General features: G+C 71.9%; 18 protein-coding genes. 12 read left to right on the top strand and 6 right to left on the bottom strand.

Features of this window, described 5'->3' with window-relative positions; genetic code table 11:
- Positions 1–121 precede the first annotated feature (121 nt).
- The 6 genes from KCQ71_RS22075 to KCQ71_RS27790 all read left to right on the top strand — a co-directional run bounded on the left by KCQ71_RS22075 (position 122) and on the right by KCQ71_RS27790 (position 8,280).
- Entirely contained in the window at positions 122–2,590 is a 2,469-nt protein-coding gene (locus tag KCQ71_RS22075; RefSeq protein ID WP_223410413.1) for a sigma-70 family RNA polymerase sigma factor, read from the top strand.
- A gap of 152 nt (positions 2,591–2,742) precedes the next feature.
- Positions 2,743–4,083 carry an Ig-like domain-containing protein gene (locus KCQ71_RS22080; protein ID WP_223410416.1) on the top strand — a complete coding sequence of 447 codons (1,341 nt, stop codon included), beginning with the start codon at positions 2,743–2,745 and terminating at the stop codon, positions 4,081–4,083.
- Positions 4,084–4,207: 124 nt separating this feature from the next.
- Positions 4,208–5,116, top strand: a complete 909-nt coding sequence (locus KCQ71_RS22085) for a PIG-L deacetylase family protein (protein ID WP_223410419.1) — start codon at positions 4,208–4,210, stop codon at positions 5,114–5,116.
- Positions 5,116–6,000 (top strand): ATP-grasp domain-containing protein, encoded by an 885-nt coding sequence (locus KCQ71_RS22090; protein WP_223410422.1) that lies wholly within the window; start codon positions 5,116–5,118, stop codon positions 5,998–6,000. The genes KCQ71_RS22085 and KCQ71_RS22090 overlap by 1 nt, the downstream gene beginning before the upstream one ends.
- Entirely contained in the window at positions 5,997–7,286 is a 1,290-nt protein-coding gene (locus tag KCQ71_RS22095) for a glycosyltransferase family 2 protein (protein WP_223410425.1), read from the top strand. The genes KCQ71_RS22090 and KCQ71_RS22095 overlap by 4 nt, the downstream gene beginning before the upstream one ends.
- Before the next feature lie 97 nt (positions 7,287–7,383).
- Positions 7,384–8,280, top strand: a complete 897-nt coding sequence (locus KCQ71_RS27790) for a YceI family protein (RefSeq protein WP_308116677.1) — start codon at positions 7,384–7,386, stop codon at positions 8,278–8,280.
- A 75-nt stretch (positions 8,281–8,355) separates the two neighbouring features.
- Here the strand turns inward: KCQ71_RS27790 and KCQ71_RS22105 are convergent, their stop codons facing one another.
- Positions 8,356–9,726, bottom strand: a complete 1,371-nt coding sequence (locus tag KCQ71_RS22105; protein ID WP_223410428.1) for an FAD-binding oxidoreductase — start codon at positions 9,724–9,726, stop codon at positions 8,356–8,358.
- A gap of 190 nt (positions 9,727–9,916) precedes the next feature.
- Between KCQ71_RS22105 and KCQ71_RS22110 the strand changes: the two genes are divergently transcribed.
- Positions 9,917–10,906 carry an LLM class flavin-dependent oxidoreductase gene (locus KCQ71_RS22110; protein ID WP_223410432.1) on the top strand — a complete coding sequence of 330 codons (990 nt, stop codon included), beginning with the start codon at positions 9,917–9,919 and terminating at the stop codon, positions 10,904–10,906.
- A 58-nt stretch (positions 10,907–10,964) separates the two neighbouring features.
- Here KCQ71_RS22110 and KCQ71_RS22115 read toward each other — a convergent pair whose 3' ends face one another.
- Positions 10,965–11,963: a helix-turn-helix transcriptional regulator gene (locus KCQ71_RS22115; RefSeq protein ID WP_223410435.1), complete on the bottom strand. Its 999-nt coding sequence runs from the start codon at positions 11,961–11,963 to the stop codon at positions 10,965–10,967.
- A gap of 106 nt (positions 11,964–12,069) precedes the next feature.
- Between KCQ71_RS22115 and KCQ71_RS22120 the strand changes: the two genes are divergently transcribed.
- The 3 genes from KCQ71_RS22120 (at position 12,070) to KCQ71_RS22130 (ending at position 14,727) form a co-directional block, all read left to right on the top strand.
- Entirely contained in the window at positions 12,070–12,669 is a 600-nt protein-coding gene (locus tag KCQ71_RS22120) for a TIGR03086 family metal-binding protein (protein WP_223410437.1), read from the top strand.
- A gap of 121 nt (positions 12,670–12,790) precedes the next feature.
- Positions 12,791–13,618 carry a CPBP family glutamic-type intramembrane protease gene (locus tag KCQ71_RS22125; protein WP_223410440.1) on the top strand — a complete coding sequence of 276 codons (828 nt, stop codon included), beginning with the start codon at positions 12,791–12,793 and terminating at the stop codon, positions 13,616–13,618.
- A gap of 68 nt (positions 13,619–13,686) precedes the next feature.
- On the top strand, positions 13,687–14,727 hold the full coding sequence (locus KCQ71_RS22130) for an LLM class flavin-dependent oxidoreductase (RefSeq protein WP_223410443.1): 1,041 nt from the start codon (positions 13,687–13,689) through the stop codon (positions 14,725–14,727).
- Here KCQ71_RS22130 and KCQ71_RS22135 read toward each other — a convergent pair.
- A complete protein-coding gene (locus tag KCQ71_RS22135; RefSeq protein WP_223410445.1) occupies positions 14,724–15,563 on the bottom strand; it encodes a phosphotransferase in 840 nt (279 codons plus the stop codon). The genes KCQ71_RS22130 and KCQ71_RS22135 overlap by 4 nt on opposite strands.
- Positions 15,564–15,690: 127 nt before the next feature.
- On the opposite strand from KCQ71_RS22135, the gene KCQ71_RS22140 reads away from it, so the two are divergent.
- Both KCQ71_RS22140 and KCQ71_RS22145 read left to right on the top strand, forming a co-directional pair.
- Positions 15,691–16,392 carry a hypothetical protein gene (locus KCQ71_RS22140; protein ID WP_223410448.1) on the top strand — a complete coding sequence of 234 codons (702 nt, stop codon included), beginning with the start codon at positions 15,691–15,693 and terminating at the stop codon, positions 16,390–16,392.
- Complete coding sequence (locus KCQ71_RS22145; RefSeq protein ID WP_223410451.1) at positions 16,389–16,736, top strand: nuclear transport factor 2 family protein; 348 nt, start codon at positions 16,389–16,391, stop codon at positions 16,734–16,736. Before KCQ71_RS22140 ends, KCQ71_RS22145 begins: the two co-directional genes overlap by 4 nt.
- A gap of 31 nt (positions 16,737–16,767) precedes the next feature.
- Here the strand turns inward: KCQ71_RS22145 and KCQ71_RS22150 are convergent, their stop codons facing one another.
- From KCQ71_RS22150 to KCQ71_RS22160, 3 genes are all read right to left on the bottom strand, one after another.
- Positions 16,768–17,283: a DUF2087 domain-containing protein gene (locus KCQ71_RS22150; protein ID WP_223410454.1), complete on the bottom strand. Its 516-nt coding sequence runs from the start codon at positions 17,281–17,283 to the stop codon at positions 16,768–16,770.
- Positions 17,284–17,391: 108 nt separating this feature from the next.
- Positions 17,392–17,739, bottom strand: coding sequence for a DUF7716 domain-containing protein (locus tag KCQ71_RS22155; protein WP_223410457.1), 348 nt, complete (start codon positions 17,737–17,739; stop codon positions 17,392–17,394).
- On the bottom strand, positions 17,736–18,314 hold the full coding sequence (locus KCQ71_RS22160) for a hypothetical protein (protein ID WP_223410460.1): 579 nt from the start codon (positions 18,312–18,314) through the stop codon (positions 17,736–17,738). Before KCQ71_RS22160 ends, KCQ71_RS22155 begins: the two co-directional genes overlap by 4 nt.
- Positions 18,315–18,578 lie beyond the last annotated feature (264 nt).

Genomic DNA, 18,578 nt, shown 5'->3' on the forward strand with positions numbered 1-18,578 from the left:
GATAGCTGGGTCCAGTCCCGCAAACCGTGACCGTGCGCGGGCGGACGGGGTCAGGGCTCGTATTCGGCGTCCCTCACGACGTATCCTGCCGCGGGGGTAACACGTGAAGAAGGGATCGCCCATGGCCGACGCCGTCGTCGGCACCAGCGACCCCGCGGACGGCCATGGCTGGGCCGAGGAGAGCGACGACGACCTCGTCACGATGGTCCGCAACGGGCGGACCCAGGCGTTCTCGATCCTGTACCAGCGCTACTACGACGACGCCCTGCGCACGGCCCGTCGGTTCGACTCCCAGACGGACGCCCAGGACACCGTCCAGGAGGCGTTCCTCCGGGTGATGCGCGCCATCCAGGGTGGTGGCGGCCCGAAGCAGGGGTTCGGCGGCTACCTGGCCCGGGCGGTCCGGAACCTGCAGACGGACCGGGCGCGCGGTACCCGGGAGACGCCGGTCGACGACGTGGAGGCCACGGCTCCCGCGCAGGAGTACGTGACCGGTGACGGCGTCGACTCGCTCCTCGACCGCGACCTCATGTCGCGCGCCTTCCGGGATCTGCCCGAGCGGTGGCAGGAGGTGCTCTGGCTGACCGAGGTGGAGGGCCGCCGGCCCCAGGACCTGGGGCAGCACTTCGAACTGCGGCCCGCGGCGGTCGCGTCGCTGGCGATGCGGGCGCGCGAAGGGCTGCGGTCGGCGTGGCTGCAGGCGCACCTGCGCTCGGCGGATCTCCCGGCGGAGTGTCGTCCGGTCGCTCCGCTGCTCGGCGACTACGCACGGGACCGGCTGCGGCCCCGGCAGGTCGCGCTCGTCGACGCGCACCTGCTCACCTGCGAGCGGTGCACCGCGGCCCTCGCCGAGCTGGACAAGGTCTCGCGGCGGCTCCGCGCGCTGCTTCTGCCGGCGATCCTGGCCACCCCGGACCTGCTCGGCAAGGTCGCCGCCTTCGCGGTCGACGCAGGAGGTGTCGGCGCCCATGCCGGGCAGGAGTCGGATCCCAGCGGAGATGGCGGGTCCGGTGGACAGGGAGGGTCCGGTGGATCTGGTTCGGGCGCCTCGGGGTCGGAGGCCGCGGACGTCGGTGCCGGCAACGCCGGGGGCGCCGGCACGGCGGGCACGGCGGGCGCGGCCGGCCTCGCCGCGGCGCTGTTCGCGGCCGCGGACGCGCAGCAGGCTGCCGCCGGCGAGACGGTCCCCGGCGGTGACGCAGGCGACGGCGGTGGTTGGGCTGACGGCGGTGGGCCGGCTGACGGTGGGCCCGACGGCGGTGGTTCGGCTGACGGCGGAGACGTCGCCGATGGCGGTGGCTCGGCCGACGCCGGCCAGGGCGGGGCTGGCCAGGGCGGGGCGGGCCCGGCTGGTGTTGGCGGCGTTGGTGCCGCTGGAACTGCGGGCGTCGGTCTGTCGGGTGCGGCTGGAACTGCGGGCGTCGGTCTGTCGGGTGCGGCTGGAGCTGCGGGCGTCGGTCTGTCGGGTGCCGCTCGCGCCGCGGCCGCGGCCGCGGGTGCGGTGGGTGCGGGCGCCGCGGGCGCGCGCGTCGCAACTGCCGGTGGCAGAGGTGTGCTTCGTGCGCCTGGTGCAGCTGCAGCCGGTGGTGCCGTCGGCGGGTACGTGACGCGGTTCGGCTTCCGCGCGATCACCCGGCTGGCGTTGCCCCTGGCGGGGATCGCAGTGCTGGTGCTCCTCCTCGTGAATCTGGTCACGCCGCCAAGCGCGGACCGGTCCCTGACGCCCCAGTCGATCACCCAGCAGTCAGCGGTCCCCACCCCCGAGCCGGTCCGGCCGGCGGCATCGGCGTTCCTGCCGGCCGTTCCCGACCCGTTGCCCGTCGCGGACGCAGAGGTGGAGCCCGCGGTGGACCCCGCGCCGGAGCCCACCGCTCGGCCCGCGCCGGAGGAGCCCATCGAGCAGCCCACGCCCACGCCGACGCCGACCGAGCCGCCGGTCGAGCCGGAACCGCCCGTCGAGCCCGAGCCGCCGGTCGACGAGGAGCCCGTGGTGCCTGCGCCCGGACTGCTCGGGCCTCCGCCCGGGGAGCTTGTCTTCCTGCCGACCCTCAGCGGCGATGATGCCGAACCGGGTGCAGTGATCAGGATCCTCGACCAGAACGGTGTGGAGGTTGCGCAGACCACGGCGGACGAGAGCGGCGTGTGGCAGGTCGTGGCCGACGCCCCTGATCCAGCCGCAGGCGTCACGTACACGGCGACCCAGGAGACCGCGGACGGTGTGTCCGCGCCCAGTGTGACCGTCGGCGAGTACACCTTCCTGCTGCCCGAGGCCTCGGGGACGGTTGCCCCACCGACCGATACCGATCCCGGCGAGGAGGTCCCCCTCGATGGGGCCACCCTGCCTCGATATCGAATCGAGGAAGGCGGTGCGGCCGAGTACATCTTCGTCCAGGTCGCCACGGATCCCGCGTACAGGTTCCAGCTGACGATCGATGGGACTCCCGGGCCGATCCACGACGCGGGTCGGGCGGACACCGAGTTCGCGATCCCCATGGAACCCGGACCGCACACGATCGCGATCAGATACATGGGCCCAGAGGGGACCCAGTTGGCAGGACCGGCCCTCAGCTCGGCATTCACTGTCGTGTGAAGACTGCCGTCGGACAGGCGTTGTGCGCCACGTCACACCGCTAGCGCGACATGAACCGCGTGCTGCTCCGTCGAACCGGATAGCGCATCGCTCGGCGAACAGCCACTCCCGGATGCGCATCCCGACGACATCCGACGAGGACCTGCACCGCTGTGAAACACCGCCTGAACCGAACCTTGACGCTGCTTGTCGGCGCGATCATCGCCCTGACCGGGCTCTCGGTCGCCCCGCTCGCCGCCACCGCCGCCACCACCACCGAGAGCGGCATCACCGACGTCACCATCCGTGAGCGTGACCTGGACACCTGGTCCTGGTTCCACGTCGACGTCACCTGGGCTGCGCCCGACTCCGCTGTCGCGGGCGACACGTTCACCCTTGACCTGCCCCCTGAGATCGTCGCGCTCGCCGAGTCGTTCGACCTCGTCTCCGCCGGAGGCGAGATCGTCGCCCGGGCCACCGTCGCCGGCTCGGTGGTGACCTTCACCCTCACGGAGTTCGCCGACGAGCACGTCGACGTCACCGGGACCGCGTACTTCGAGGCCGAGTTCGTCCCCGAGCGGATCGTGCCGGGTGCGCGCAACGAGCTCGTGTTCGGCACCGACACCGGGCCGATCGAGGTGGGCGTCGACATCGGAATCGAGTACACGGACAACACCGAGCCCCGCAAGTACGGCTACTGGGTGGACTCGGTCGATCAGGGAAACACCACTCCCGGCGGTGCGCTGCGCTGGCGGATCGTCACCCCCGTCGGCCCGTTCGAGACGGTGACGATCGAGGACCGCATCGCCTCCGGGCACCGGCTCGACTGCGACGGGCTCACGGTGCGGGCCCTGACCGCCTTCGCGCCGAACGGGGACGTCACGGCATCCGAACCGCTCGCCGCGGACCGCTACACCCTCGAGTCCTGCGACGCCTCCGGCTTCGTGCTCACGACCGGGGCCATCACCGCGGGCCAGGCCGTCGCGGTCGACTACTCCACCACGGTCACCGACGCGTCCCTGACCGACTACCTGAACGAGGCGACGATCACCGCCGACGGCGAGTCCCGCGTTCTCGGCAGCGTCGTCCAGCGATCCGAGGCCGGCGGTGACGGGGTCGGTGTTCCGACACCGGTGGACCCGACCGATCCGCCGACGGACCCGCCGACGGACCCGCCGACGGACCCGACGGACCCGACGGACCCGCCCACGGAGCCGACGGACCCGACCGATCCGCCCACGGACCCGACGGACCCGCCCACGGAGCCGACGGACCCGACCGAACCGCCCACCGAGCCCGCGTTGCCGCCGGCGGAACCCACCACGGAACCCGGCGTTGACCCCTCGACCGATGCCCCGCCGTCGGGCGGCGCCGGCGACCATGCCACGGCCGAACTCCCGCACACCGGAGCCTCCTCCCAGGCGCTGGTCGGTGGAGCCGGTCTGGCAGCTGCCGCGATCGTCGCGGGCCTCGCGCTCCTCCTGGTCGGCCGCCGCGCGCGGCTGACGAACTGACGCGTCCGACGCGTCTCCCGAACCGAGGGGAGGGTACGTCCCCCGCGTGCCCTCCTCTCGCCCCCCTCGCCGACCGCCCGATCGAGACGGCGCCCCTCACCTTCTTCCACCCGAACGGACCACCATGTACGTCTCGTTGCACGCCCTGCTCGCCCTGATCTTCGGAGGGATCCTGCTCTCCGCCGTCGTCGGTCCACCGGCGCTGAGCCGCCGGGTCCGCCACCCCCAGCGGGTCCGAGTGGCGCTGACGGTCCTCGCCGTCGTCGGCGTCCCGGTCAACCTCGCCGGCACCGGCCTTGCCGTCGGATCGGCCGCGTCGCTCGCGATCCTGTACATCTGCCTCGCCGCGCTCGCGGCCGCCGGCGCCATGGTCGCGCTGCTGCGGATCGACCGTCAGCCGACCCGGCTGCCCCGACGGGTGCTCGCCATCGGCGCCCACCCGGACGACCTCGAGATCGCCTGCGGCGGCACCCTCGCGAAGTTCGTCGACTCCGGCCACGAGGTCCACGTGCTCGTCATGAGCGACGGCAGCAAGGGCGGTGACCGCGGCACCCGCGTCGGTGAGGCCCACCGCGGCGCCAAGTTCCTGGGGGCCGCCAGCGTGACCGTGCACCAACTGCCGGACACCCGCCTCTCCGAGTCCGGCCAGCAGATGGTCGGCGCGATCGAGGCGCTGATCCGGCGGCACAACCCGGACATCGTGCTCACCCACTCCGGCAACGACCAGCACCAGGACCACCACGCCGTCCACCAGGCCACGCTGCGCGCCGCACGGCAGAACTCGACCATCCTCTGCTACGAGTCCCCCTCCGTGACCCGGGCGTTCGACCCGAGTGTGTTCGTCGACATCGAGGACTACGTGGACGTCAAGGTCGAGGCCGTCGGCATCCACGAGAACCAGGCGGGCAAGCCGTACATGACACCGCAGCGGCTGCGCGGCCTCGCCACGTTCCGTGGCGCGCAGGCCAAGCGGCAGTACGCCGAGGGTTTCGAAGCCGTCCGCGTGCTCGGCTCGGCCGTCGGGGACCTGTGATGCGGGTCCTGGTCACGGGAGTCGGCGGGCCGGCCGGCTGGTCCCTGGCCGAGCAGCTCACCGCGCGCGGCATCTCGGTCCTCGGTGCCGACATGGTCCCGGTCCACCTCGACGGCGTCAGCACCGTCGTGGTCCCGCCCGCCTCGGACCCGGCGATGCTGCCGACGCTGCGTGCGCTCGCGGCCAGGCACGGCATCAGCATGGTGATCCCGACGGTGAGCGAGGAACTGCCGGGCATCGCGGCCGAGGCCGCCGAGTTCGGGCCCGGCGTCGAGGTGGTCGTCGGTTCCCTGGCGGCCGTCGCGACGGCGCACGACAAGCTGCTGACCGCTGAGCACCTGCTCGCGCACGGCGTCCCGGTGCCGGCGTTCGCGCCGGCCGAGGAGGGTGCCGCGGCGGGTCTGGGCCGGCCGGTGATCGTCAAGCCGCGCGTCTCCCGCGGTGGCCGCGGCGTCCGGCTCGTCGAGCCCGGTGACGCGGTGAACTGGGCCGAGCTGCGCGGGACCCATGTGGTCCAGGAGTTCGCACCCGGCATCGAGTTCGCCCCCGTGGTGCACCGGGCCACGCTCGACGACGAACCGCACGTCATCGTGCTCGAGAAGACCGAGCTCGCCGACGGGCGGATCGGGAACGCCGTGAGCGTTCGCGCCGTGCCCGACGGCGCGGGCGACGTGGCCACGGTGGCGCGGGACGCCGTCGTGGCCCTCGGCCTGGTGGGCCCGGTCGACCTGGACATCAGGCTCCGCGAGGACGGCACCCCGCTGGTGCTCGAGGTCAACGCCCGGTTCGGGGCGAACAGCGCGGCCGCGCCGGAACTGCTCGAACGGGTGCTCGCGGCTCACACGGTCCGGCGGCGAGAGCACATGTGGCCGGTGACCACATGACCTGGCAGCTCGCGCCCGAGGTGCTCGCCGACGTGGCCATCTGGGGCGGGCTCGCCCTCATGGTGTTCGGACTGCTGAAGATGATCAGCCTGCCGATGGCGGCCTTCGTCGAGGCCCAGGCTGCCTGGCGGCGGCGGCACAGCCCGCGGGCCCGGCACCGTCGGCACAGCCGATACGAGGATCGGCCCCGAGTGTCGGTGATCGTGCCCGCCTACAACGAGGGCCCGGTGCTGGTGAACTGCGTGAACTCCCTCGTCGGCTCCGACTACGACCGGCTCGAGATCGTGATCGTCGACGACGGTTCCACCGATGACACCGCGGCCGTGGCCACGCGGCTGGCGCAGGAGCACACGCAGGTGCTCCTCATCACGCAGGCCAACGCCGGCAAGGGCGCCGCGCTGAACCGGGGCATCGCGGCCGCGGGCGGGGACGTGCTGTTCTTCGTGGACGCGGACGGCATCTTCGCGCCGGGCACCATCGGGGAGATGCTCCGCGGGTTCGACCACCCGGACGTCGGGGCCGTCTGCGGTGACGACCGGCCGGTGAACCTGAACCGGGTCCAGACCAGGATGCTCGCGATCCTCAACCACGCCGGCACCGGCCTGGTCCGGCGCGCCCTCGCGCTCGCAGGTGTGCTGCCGATCGTCTCGGGCAACGTCGGGGCCTTCACCCGGGACGTTGTGGAGGAGGTCGGAGGGTTCGACGAGAGCACGATCGGGGAGGACCTGGAGCTGACCTGGCGGGTGCACCGGGCCGGCTACCGAGTCCGGTTCCAGCCGGCCGCGCTGGTCTACGCCGAGTCGCCGTCCACCTGGCGCACGCTCTGGCGGCAGCGGGTGCGCTGGGCGAGAGGGCTGCTGCAGACCATGCGCCTGCACCGGGACATGATCGGCAATCCGCGGTTCGGGTTGTTCGGCCTGTACCTCGGCGTGAACACCCTGAGCATGGTCGTGATGCCGATGGTGCAGCTCGTGGTGCTGGCCTGCCTCCCGTTCGCGTTCGCGGTCGGGGAGCCTGCGTTCACCGGATCGGCGGCATCGGTGATCGGGTGGCTCGGCCTGGCCATGTCGGTGCTCGTGGTCGTCTACGCCGTGCTGCTGAACCGATCGCCGCGGGACCTGCGCCACCTGTGGACCCTGGCGCTCTGGCCGATCTACTCCACGGTGATGGCGGCCGTGGTGGTGTCAGCGCTCTGGCTGGAGCTGCGCGGTGGCCCGGCGAAGTGGCACAAGATGCAACGGACCGGGGTGGTATCGGTGCCGGTCGGTCACGCAGCACGGGCGTGATCGACGGCGGAATCGCTGTCCGGACGGCTGCGATCGGCCGGTAGTGTGCACCCACGTGCCCGCTTCCGACGTGCGGGCGTCCCCAACGAGGAGAACGATGTCCGTACTCGATGCGTCCCTGAGCGGCGAGTGGGTGTTCGATCCGTCCCACAGTCGCGTTGGTTTCTCGGCCAGGCACGCGATGGTGACCAAGGTGCGTGGCGCCTTCAACGAGGTCGACGGCCGCATGTACGTGGACCCGGATGGCCCTCAGAACTCCACGGTCGAGGTCCGGCTCGCGGTGGCGAGCGTGGACACGCGCAACAGTCAGCGCGACGACCACCTGCGCAGCGCCGACTTCTTCGACGTCGAGACCTACCCCGAGATCGTCTTCCGGAGTACCTCCGTCGATGAGGTCGAGGACGACACCTACATGGTGGTCGGAGACCTGTCCATCCGCGATGTCACCAAGCAGGTGGCCATCCCGATCACGCTGGTCGGCGTGGAGCGGGACCCGATGGGTAACCTCCGGGCCGGTTTCGAGGGCACCCGCAGGGTGGACCGCCGCGACTTCGGACTCCAGTGGAACGTCCCACTGGACACCGGCGGCGTGCTCGTCTCGGAGAAGATCACCCTCGAGTTCGACATCTCGGCCGTGCGGACCGAGGATGCGGCCGCCGACGGCGCCGTCGCGGCCGAGGGCGCCGAGCGGGTCGAGGGTGCGATCGCGCCAGAAGGAGCCGAGCGGGTCGAGGGTGCCGAGCACGCCGGATCCGTCGCGGAGGGCGCGGCCGAGCCGACGGGCCCCGAGTACGCCTACGCCCAGGACGGTGACGCGTCCGATGCGGCAACACCCGCGGCCGGGGTGCAGGCGATCGCGCAGTCCGAGGAGATCCAGGCGACCGAGGGTTCCCCGCAGGCCCCGGTCGCGCCCGAGTACGACCGGACACGGCCGCAGCCGGTTCCGGCCCAGCCGCCGTCGCCCTGGGAGCCCCCGCCGGGGCACCAGTACTGACAGACGGCGGCCCGCCGTCCCCGACGGGGCGGCGGGCCGTGCTGTGTCGAGCCGGGCTCAGCCGGCCGACCGGGTTCAGGCCGAGCGCAGCCAGGGCGGACTGAGGATGCCGTCCGGGTCGTGGTCGGCGCGCACCCGCGCGAGGCGCTCGTACGCCTCGGCCGACCACATGGCCCGGTAGGACTCGGCCGTGCTCGCGTCACCGAACGAGACGTTCTCGTGCTCCGCGAGCCAGGGTCCCGCGGCTGCCTTGAACGCCCCGAACGCGGCCGGCCCCTGCGCACGCACGGGCTCCGGTCCGGCGGCGACGGTCGACACGGCAGCGATCGCGCCGCGACCGGTGGCGGCTGAGCCCTCCGACACGTCCGTGGCGGTGGCAGCGCCGAGGTGGCGCAGTTCCGCGACCGCGAGCGGGCTGCTCGGAGCGGCGGCAGTGCGCAGCAGCACGTCGACGAAGCCCTGGTCGAGCCTCTGGAGCAGGGTTCCTGCCGACCACGACTCGCCTGGGTCCTCCGGGTCGCCGTGGATCCGGGCCACCTGCGCCAGCGGCAGGTCACCGAGGTTGTCGGTGAGCGCCGGGGCCAGCGCGCGCAGCGGCGCGGCGAGCCGTTCGCCGTCGGCGACCGACCCGGGCCGCGCGAACCGCAGCGCGAGCACGCGCTGACCGCGCAGCGGCTCTGGGATGAACGGCAGCGGCGGCATGGTGATCAGGGCGACGGACGTGCTCACGTCTGCCGGCGCCGTCGGGAGCCAGTCCACCCACCCGCGCAGGACCTGCTCGCGGTGCTCCGTGGCGAACAGCAGGTTGCCGGCGTACAGGGACGGGACCGGCGCGAGCTCGATGGTGATCTCGGTGACGACGCCGAGGCCGTACTTGCCGCCGCGCAGCGCCCAGAACAGGTCCTGGTTCTCGGTGGCGGAGGCCGTGACCGCGGCGCCGTCGCCCGTGACCACGCGCACGGACCGGACCCAGTCGGAACTGAACCCGTGGCTGCGCACGAGCGGGCCGAGGCCGCCGCCCAGGGTGTACCCGACCACGCCGACATGAGTGGAGGAACCGGTCACGGGCGCCAGGCCCAGCGGCGCGGCCTTCTCGACCACGGCGGACCAGCGGGCGCCGGCGCCGATCGTGGCGAGCCGGGTGGTCGCATCGACGCTCACCTCGTCGAGATCTCCGGTGAGCAACTGCAGGCCGGCAGTGACCGGCGCGTGCGAGCCATGCCCCGTGGCGAGCACGTCGACGGTCAGGTCGTGCGCGGCGGCGAACGCGACGGCGGCGCTCACGTCCGCCTCGCTGGCGGCACCGACCGCCAGCTCGGGTTCGTGCGTGACGGCCAGGTTCTGGCCGCGGACGGCGTCCGCGAACCCCGGCTCGCCGCGCAGCAGCACGGAGCCGGAGATCGTGGAGCGGAGACTGGTGAGGTCGGGTTCGCTGAGAGTGGTCACGAACACAGACGCTAGGCGGAGGTACCGACATCCGGATAGGCGTTTTCGCGCTGGGCGATGAGGTCTTGACGAGTTCCCCGTGGGGTGCCGCGGGGCCGACCGTCGGTGGATCGGAATAGCCCGGCCGGGACTCGCGTTGCCGCCAAGGACGCGGTGTGGTTCCCCCGCGCCACCCTCGCGAAAGGTCACCATGTCCGTCCCGTTGTCCTTGCTCGATCTGGCCACCGTCGGAAAGGGCGAGACCGCCCGGGAGGCACTCGAGGGCAGTGTGGCGCTGGCCCGAACGGCCGAGCGCACGGGCTTTCGCCGGGTCTGGTACGCCGAGCACCACAACAGCCCGGGGATCGCGTCCTCGGCCACCGCTGTCCTGATCGCCCACGTCGCGGCGAACACTCGTTCCATCCGCCTCGGCTCCGGCGGGATCATGCTCCCGAACCACTCCCCGTTGACCATCGCGGAGCAGTTCGGCACCCTCGCCTCGCTGCACCCCGGCCGGATCGACCTCGGCCTCGGCCGCGCCCCCGGCACCGACCAGGTCACCATGCGCGCCCTGCGGCGGGACGCCACCTCCTCCGACACCTTCCCGCGGGATGTCCAGGAACTGCACGGCTACCTCGCCGGCGAGAGCCTGCTGCCCGGCGTCGAGGCTTACCCGGGTAGCGGCACGAATGTGCCGCTGTACATCCTCGGCTCGTCCCTGTTCGGCGCCCAGCTGGCCGCTGCCCTCGGCCTGCCGTACGCGTTCGCCTCGCACTTCGCCCCGGCCGCCCTCGAACAGGCGGTGGCGGTCTACCGACGTGAGTTCACGCCGTCGGACCAGCTTGCCGAACCGTACGTGATCGCCGGCGTCGGTGTCGCGACCGGCGAGACCGACGCAGAGGCACAGGCCCAGCTGCTCGCGACCCAGCGCAGCCGGGTCGCGCTGATCCTCGGCGGCAAGCGCGACTTCACCGACGACGAGGCGGACATGGTGCTCGCCTCCCCGCAGGGCCAGCACCTGCTCGAGATGATGCGCTACACCGCGGTCGGCACCGTGGCCACGGTCGGGGACTACCTGACCACGTTCGCCAAGCACGCGGACGCCGACGAACTCATCGTCGCGCTGCACGCCACCACCGTGACCGACCGGCTGCGGGCCGCGGAACTGGTGGCGCAGGCGGGTGGGCTGACCGCGGACTGAGCCTCCGCCGTCGGGCGGTCCACCCGGCGCGTGGCACGGCCCAGGTGCGCGGCCAACGTCACGGCGCCCCGGCGGTCCTCGTCGGCGGGTAGTGCTCGAGCGCTCGGCGTGCGGCTGCGCGGATCTGGTCGACCATCGACGCCGGCTCCAGCACCGTCACCTCCGGCACGAACAGCACCGCCACGGCCGCCATCACCTCGCTCTGACGTACCGTGACGCGCCAGGTCTCCGCGCCGCCGGGAACCACGGGCGGTTCGACCTCGATGGCGCTGTCGGACGCCACCTGCATGTCCACCAGCCGGCGCAGCACTCCGGCCCGGCCCGGCGACACCAGCAGCGTCACCGCCACCGGACTCAGCCGGTCGGAGAACCGTGCGCGCAGCTCCTCCCAGATCACGGTCAGCGGCCGGTCGTCCACCGGTGTGCTCGGCGCAGCCAGCACCGTCACCCCACCGATCCGGGACACCCGGTAGCTACGGACCTGACCGCGATGCTCGGCGACCAGGTACCAGCGGCTCGCGTGATCGACGATCCCGATCGGGTCCACGGTGCGGGTCCCGGGAGCGGTCGCGGTGGCCGAGGTGTACGTCATCCGCACCCGGCGGCGCCCGATCACCGCCTCGCGCAGTTGCGGCAGGACCGGCACCGCCTCCGCCGCGGCGAACCAGGTCCGGCGATCGGCGAGCACGACGCCGCCCAGGGACTCGGCGTGCTCGACGGCCAGGCTCGGCGCGGTCGCGGCGATCTTCGCCAGCGCCGACGACAACGCTCCACCGAGCCCGAGCTGGTCGGATGCCTCCCGGGCGGTCCAGGCGAACAGGGCCTGCGCCTCCGCGGGCGTCAGACCAGATGCGCTGGTGGTGAAGCCGTCCATCAGCACGCAGCCGCCGCCCCTGCCCTGCTCGGTGTACACCGGCACCCCGGCCGCGGACAGTGCGTCCATGTCCCGCAGCACGGTCCGCTCGCTCACCTCGAGCTGCTCGGCCAGCCAGGCCGCCGTCGCCCGTCGGTGGCGCTGCAGCAGCATGAGTAGGTGCATCAACCGGTCTGCGCGCATGAGTTCGAGACTGCCACGCAAACCCGACACTAGGTGTCAGGTTTGCGCGATGAACTGGTTCCGACGGGCCGCACCGGCCCGAACAGTCCAGCAAGGGAGAACGACCATGACAACCACCGAATCCGTGCTGCGGGCCGACCCTCGACCGCTGCTCGCCCGCGTCCTCGACCAGACCGGTGCTCTGATCGCCGACACCGACGAGTCGCAGTCAGCGCTGCCGACGCCCTGCGCCGAGTTCGACGTCGCCGCCCTGGTGGGTCACCTGCAGGGTGTGGTCCGTCGGATCGGCGTGGTGCTGGAGGGCCGTCCGTTCTTCGAGGCGCCGAGCCACGTCGACAGCACCGACTGGGCAGCGGACTGGGCCGCCGGCCGTGCCGGCACCGAGCAGGTGCTCGCCGACGACGAGTCGTTGACGCGAGCCGTCACCGTGCCCTGGGGGCAGGTCTCCGGCGCCGCCGCGATCGGCTCGTACGTCGGCGAGCTGACCGTGCACTCGTGGGATCTCGCCGCCGCAACCGACCGCACCGATGCACTCGACAGCGAGCTGGCCGTCATCGCGTTGGCGGCCTACCAGCAGATGCTGCCCGCCGAGCCGCGCGGTGGGCCGATCCCGTTCTCCGCACCGGTCGCGGTTCCCGACGACGCCGATGCCTACGCACGCCTGGTCGCCTGGACCGGGCGCGATCCGCGCTGGACGGCAGCCTGACGCGGTACCGGCCGGCCGGTCGCACTCGCCGCGCGGGCCGTGGGCGATCCGCCGGCTGGTCGGCACCGGAGGTCAGGCGGACGCGGCGGCCGACCCGCGGGACTCCTGCCATGCTGGGGGCATGCCGGCCTCCGAGACCGCCCTGCCCGCCACGGACCGACCGGCACGCTCGCTCGCGCTCGTGCCTGCCGTCGGCGTCAGCCTCTCGGCCTTCCTGCTGTTCGGCCTGCAACTGTCGGGCTGGGGCCACCTGCTCCTGGTGGCCAGCCTGGCCGGGGCATTCGTGGTCGGGCGGGAGCTCGGCAAGGACCTGACCCTGATCGGGGTGGGCGTCGCGATCGTCTCGACGACCTCCGTCGAGGCGGACGTGAGCTGGGACCGGTTCTTCACGATCGGGATTGTGCTCGCCCTCGCCGTGACGGCGCCCTTCCTGATCGACCGGTTCCTCTACAAGCGCCGCGCGATCCGGTTCCCGTGGCGCACCGGGCAGCCGTGGACCCGCCTCGAGAAGGCCTACATCATCGCCGTGCCGGTGCTCGGGTGGCTGATCCTGCCGTTCTACTTCATCGACTCCGGCGCGTACCTGAACTGGCCGCACATCACCGACGCCAGTGAGCTCGGCCGGTTCTTCGTGGGCGTGAACGCCGTCGGCACCTGGGACGAGCTCTTCTTCATCTGCACCTGCTTCGTGCTGCTCCGCCGGCACTTCCCGATGTGGCAGGCGAACCTGCTCCAGGCCACGATCTTCGTCTCGTTCCTGTGGGAGCTCGGCTACCGGGAGTGGGGACCGCTGCTGACCGCCCCGTTCGCGCTGCTGCAGGGCTACATCTTCTCCAAGACCGGGTCGCTGACCTACGTGCTGATCGTGCACCTGCTGTTCGACCTGATGGTGTTCCTCGCGATCGTGCACGCCCACAACCCGGGCGTCATCCCGATCTTCCTCATCTGAGCCGGGAATAACGCCGGGCCGTCCCGCCTTGACCTCCACAGGTACATGCAAACGCATCGAGTGGAGTGATGATGGCAGAGATCGAACTCGGGTTGGACACCTTCGGCGACGTCACGACCGGTGGCGACGGGCAGTTGCTGAGCCACGCCGAGGTGATCCGGAACGTGGTCGCCGAGGGGGTGCTCGCCGATCAGGTGGGCGTCGACTTCATCGGCGTCGGGGAGCACCACCGCGACGATTTCGCGGTCTCCGCCCCGGATGTGGTGCTCGCGGCGATCGCAGCCCGCACCGAGCGGATCCGGCTCGGGTCTGCCGTCACCGTGCTCAGCTCGGACGACCCGGTGCGCGTGTTCGAGCGGTTCTCCACCCTGGACGCGATCTCCGACGGGCGCGCCGAGGTGATCCTCGGGCGTGGCTCGTTCATCGAGTCCTTCCCGCTGTTCGGATACGACCTGAAGGACTACGACACCCTCTTCGAGGAGAAGTTCGACCTGTTCACGCACGTTCTCGAGGAGGAGCCGGTCACCTGGAGCGGGACGGTGCGGGCCGCGCTCACGGAACAGTCGGTATATCCGCCGACGGCGTCCGGCCGCCTCCGTACCTGGCTGGGGGTCGGCGGTTCGCCCCAGTCCGTGGTCCGAGCCGCGCAGTACGGCATCCCGCTGATGCTCGCCATCATCGGGGGAGCGCCCGAGCGGTTCGCGCCCTACACCGACCTCTACCACCGCGCGCTCGCGGAGTTCGGTCGCGAGACCCTGCCGATCGGCGCGCACTCGCCCGGCCACGTGGCACCCACCGACGCCCAGGCCCGGGACGAGTTCTTCCCGCACTACGCCGCCGGGATGGCCCGGATCGGGGCCGAGCGGGGCTGGGCGCCGATGACCCGGGAGCGGTTCGAGGAGGAGGTCGGCGAGGACGGTGCGCTGTTCGTCGGGTCCCCGGAGACGGTGGCATCGAAGATCGTGCGAGCCGTGCAGGCCCTCGGCCTGTCCCGGTTCGACCTCAAGTACAGCGCCGGCACCCTGCCGCACGATCTCGCGGTGCGTAACATCGAGCTCTACGGCCGCGAGGTCATCCCCGCCGTGCGCGCGGCGCTTGCGAAGGACTAGCCGAGGCCGTCTCGCGCCAGCGCCGTGCGGATCTGGCCGAGCCACTCCTCGCCGATTCGGCGTCCGTCCGGGAACTGGTCCGCGCGGTCCCAGCGCCATGCCGTGATCATCGCCAGCATGAGGATCCGGCACTGACGCAGCAGGACCGGGTCGATATCCGGGTAATGCTCGGCGACCTCCTCGGGGGCATGAGCGAGGTCGAACTCGACCGGGCCGTGGCACGACGTCTCCAGGTCGATGAACAGCGGCCCGTGCTCCGTGGCGAGCAGATTGCCGGGGTGCGGCTCGCCGTGCAGCAACTGCACGCCACCCCGGTCGCCGATCGCGCGTCTCAGGTCGCGCAGGGTGTCACCGAGGAGCGCTCGGTCGGCCTCGGGGAGTTCATGGGTCCGCTCGCGGTCCGCCACGAGCTGTTGCGCCTCCTCGACCCGGTCCGTGAAATGAGGCATCGGTAGGTCGACGGTACGCATCCCGGCATGGAGCCGCCGCAGCGCCAGTGCATACTCGGCCGGTGGCAGCGGCCCTGTCGTCACCGGTTCGTAGTACGTCCAGAACGTGACGACGAAGCCGTCGAGGTGGTGGACGCGTGGCTCCACCCGGGGCTCGAGAACGCCCACCGGGCAGCCGGCATCGGTGAGCCGCTGTGCCAGGTCGATCTCGAACTGTGCGCCCTGATGCTCGACGGGTGCCACCCGGACCAGCACGTCACAGGGCAGCAGCCGAACCGCGAGCTTGTTCGAGTTGTGCAGGACGATCGCGTCGTCGGCCGCCAGGCCAACGGACGCAGCGATCGAGCGAGCCGCGCCGATCGCACGCGTCACCTCCGATGCCAGCATCTCCACTCCCCACTCTGCGGTGCCGTGCGTCTGCTCGGTGCAGCCGTGGTCACGATACGGAGCCGACCGGTGCTGGCCACATCAATTTCCTTGGCATCGAAACTGCGGGGCCGGTTACGGTGCGCCGATGACCTCGACGGCGAAGCTTGCGACCCGGCTGGCCGGCCACGATCACCGGGAGGCGCACGCGCACCTGGTGCGCGCCGGGTGGAACGTGTGCGGCGTGGGGGACTGGGCCGTGACACTCCGTTCCCCGGACGGCCTCCTGGCCGCGCGGGTCTCGCCGTTCGACCCGGCCTACCCGGTGTTCGTGGACCTGTGCCGACGACTGCCGGACTCGGCCCACCTGCCCCGGGTCGAGAGCGATGTCGCGCTCGACGGCGGTGGGCAGCTGACGATCATGGAGTTCCTCCTGCCCGCTCCCGCCGGCGTGGCGGAGCGGGTGCGGGCGTCCTGGGACGCTCGCGATGACGCCAACCTCGATGCGGTTCGGCAGGTGGCCGAGGACCTCGATGCCACGGCGCGGCGGACCGTGCCCTGGTGGGACGGCCTCGATACGAATCCCGGCAACATCATGCAGGCGCTCGATGGTCGGACGGTCCTGGTCGACGTGTTCTGCATGGACGGGGCCGCGCTCTATGCGGCGCTGCTGGCCGACCCAGCCGGTTTCGCCGAGCGGATCCCAGCCGAACAGGGGCAGCACCTCACCGAGATCGCGTTCATCGCCCGCAGCAGCACCCCGGCGGAGATCGCCGACCTACGCGCGGCCCAATCGCTGGCCCATCGGATTGGCCCCGGCCGCGGCGCGACTGGCATCCTCAAGGCGTGAGTTCCGCAGAGGCCCTCGTCCGCCATCACATCGACTCCTTCAACGCCGGGGACGCGGAGGCGCTGTTCAGCGACTTCACCGCCGACGCCAGTTGGGTCACCGGCGACTACACGGTGCCGGGCGGCGAACTCCGGGAGTTCTTCCAGGCGGCGATGGCGTCCATCACGCCACAACTCGATCTCATCCGAGTCGTCGACGGCGGCAGTGTGGTCGTGGCCGAGATGACCGAGGCCTGGACCCACGACGGCGAGGCGAAGCAGGCTGCACTCGTCGCGGTGTTCGACCTGGTCGAGGGCAGGATCGCCCGGGCGAAGATCTACCGCGAGGGCTCGGCGGACGCGTGAGCCCGTTGCGCGGGTAGACGTCGCGCTCCGGTCACTGGGCCGGATCCGCCACTCGGGCGTACTCCGACCCGGAGCGGGTGCGCTCCAGGATCTCCTCATCCACCATGGCCCGCCGCAGCGCGGCGGTGTCCGGCCCGAACGTGGCGAGCCGCTCGTTGAGCTCGGCCTCGGACAGCACCTCGTCGACGGCGAGTACTCGGTCGGCGACCAGCCGCAGCAGCGCACGTCGCTCGGTGGCATCGTAGGGGTAGCGGTCGATCTCGCCACGTTCGTCCAGGAACCGCTCGGGGCCGGTGGCGCGCGGCTCGGCGGCCGCCACCAGGACCCGGCCGAACACGCCCGGCTGCTCGACGAGCTGACCCTCGACCTCCCGGACCAGGCCCGCGCGCACCAGCATGGCGGTCGCCTGCCGCTGCTTCGACGGGCTCAGGCCGATCGAGCCCGGGGACTCGTCCAGCACGATCGCGGCGAAGAGGCGGCGCGCGTGCGGGTTCGCCAGCGCGGCCAGGATGGGCCGCCAGTCCGCCTGCTCGAGGTGCTCCGTCACCCGGTCATGCTAGCCATCGCGGCCTTCGCGACACGGCCGGCCTTCGTCGGATCGATCAACCTGGCCCGGCGGGGATCGCCGCGCCGACCCCGATCGACCGAGCGGGTACTACTCGAGGAAGACGTCGTGCCTGGCGTAGTGAACGATGGCCGCGAGCGCCTCGTCGAATCCGATCTCCGCGTGCTGCTCCGCCAGGACGTCGATCACGTCCTGGAACAGCCCGTCCGTGTAGAAGAGCGCGAGGCCCTGCTCGGCCACCGCGGGCGGCAGGATCTCCCGGTGGTCCGCGGAAACGTCGGGTGGGACGTCGACGAACACCTCCGCCGACGCCGCCGGCTCGAACGGCTCGCGCACGTACGTGTGGTACCCGACGTCCCGGTCCCGCGCGGCCGCCACCAGCTGCACGAACTCGTCATAGCGGTACCAGGTCTGCAGGGTGAACCGGTCGTGCGTCATTGCTGCGGGCGGTCCCAGGGCTGGGCGCTCGGCTGCTCGGGGTGCGCCTGACCGCCCTGCTGGGTCTGTGCCTGGCCGGCCTGCGGCTGCTGTCCCCACGAGGTCTGGCCCGGCTGACCCCACTGAGCCTGACCCTGCTGCGGCGATCCCGCGCCCCCCTGCGGCGCGAGTCCGGCGTACAGGTAGCTGCCCGGCTGCTGCGGGTCGTTCACCAGGAGCACGTGGTCCCCGGTGCGCGGGATCTCCAGCTTGGACACCAGTGACTGCAGCTGCAGCTGCTGCCCGTTGACCTCCAGGACGAGCAGGATCACCGGGTCGTAGTTGATCAGCTGGCCGGTGTCCTGCAGGCCGAGCACCCGGGCCGGTGTGGTCGGGTAGCCGGCGCCGCGCAGCTGCGCGGCGGTCTGGCCCTGGTTCATCGCCCCGGTGGCCTGCTGCATCGACTCGGTGAACTCGCGACCCATGAACGCCTGGGTGAGCTTGCCGGTGAGGCCGCGACCTTCGGCGATGTCGTTCGCCATCTGCATGCCCTCGGCCTGACGCTCGGCCATGGTCTTGCGCTTGAACAGTCCCATCGTTGTGCTCCTAGCTTCTCGGGGGCGGCTTTGCTGCGGCCCGGCCGACTGCTGACTCCTTGTGACATCACCGACGCTAGGAGGCCGTGGCCGCAACCGGTCCCAGGTTCGGCGACTGCTCACCACCCGTTCCGACGTGGTTCACGCAGGCGACCGAACGTTCACCCGTGGCCCAGCGTGCCGCCCGGCAGAAGCCGCTGAAGTGGGATCGGTAGCCGCCGGAGCCCGGCAGGATCCGATGGTCAGCGCGATCCGATCGCCACC

Source organism: Occultella gossypii, from assembly GCF_019947135.1.
GTDB lineage: Bacteria > Actinomycetota > Actinomycetes > Actinomycetales > Beutenbergiaceae > Occultella > Occultella gossypii.

Coding starts and splice junctions, on each gene's coding strand:
- KCQ71_RS22090 (WP_223410422.1), top strand. CDS start 5,116: ATGCGGGTCCTGGTCACGGGAGTCGGCGGGCCGGCCGGCTGGTCCCTG.
- KCQ71_RS22155 (WP_223410457.1), bottom strand. CDS start 17,739: ATGACGCACGACCGGTTCACCCTGCAGACCTGGTACCGCTATGACGAG.
- KCQ71_RS27790 (WP_308116677.1), top strand. CDS start 7,384: ATGTCCGTACTCGATGCGTCCCTGAGCGGCGAGTGGGTGTTCGATCCG.
- KCQ71_RS22130 (WP_223410443.1), top strand. CDS start 13,687: ATGATGGCAGAGATCGAACTCGGGTTGGACACCTTCGGCGACGTCACG.
- KCQ71_RS22125 (WP_223410440.1), top strand. CDS start 12,791: ATGCCGGCCTCCGAGACCGCCCTGCCCGCCACGGACCGACCGGCACGC.
- KCQ71_RS22075 (WP_223410413.1), top strand. CDS start 122: ATGGCCGACGCCGTCGTCGGCACCAGCGACCCCGCGGACGGCCATGGC.
- KCQ71_RS22095 (WP_223410425.1), top strand. CDS start 5,997: ATGACCTGGCAGCTCGCGCCCGAGGTGCTCGCCGACGTGGCCATCTGG.
- KCQ71_RS22085 (WP_223410419.1), top strand. CDS start 4,208: ATGTACGTCTCGTTGCACGCCCTGCTCGCCCTGATCTTCGGAGGGATC.
- KCQ71_RS22140 (WP_223410448.1), top strand. CDS start 15,691: ATGACCTCGACGGCGAAGCTTGCGACCCGGCTGGCCGGCCACGATCAC.
- KCQ71_RS22120 (WP_223410437.1), top strand. CDS start 12,070: ATGACAACCACCGAATCCGTGCTGCGGGCCGACCCTCGACCGCTGCTC.
- KCQ71_RS22160 (WP_223410460.1), bottom strand. CDS start 18,314: ATGGGACTGTTCAAGCGCAAGACCATGGCCGAGCGTCAGGCCGAGGGC.
- KCQ71_RS22135 (WP_223410445.1), bottom strand. CDS start 15,563: ATGCTGGCATCGGAGGTGACGCGTGCGATCGGCGCGGCTCGCTCGATC.
- KCQ71_RS22115 (WP_223410435.1), bottom strand. CDS start 11,963: ATGCGCGCAGACCGGTTGATGCACCTACTCATGCTGCTGCAGCGCCAC.
- KCQ71_RS22110 (WP_223410432.1), top strand. CDS start 9,917: ATGTCCGTCCCGTTGTCCTTGCTCGATCTGGCCACCGTCGGAAAGGGC.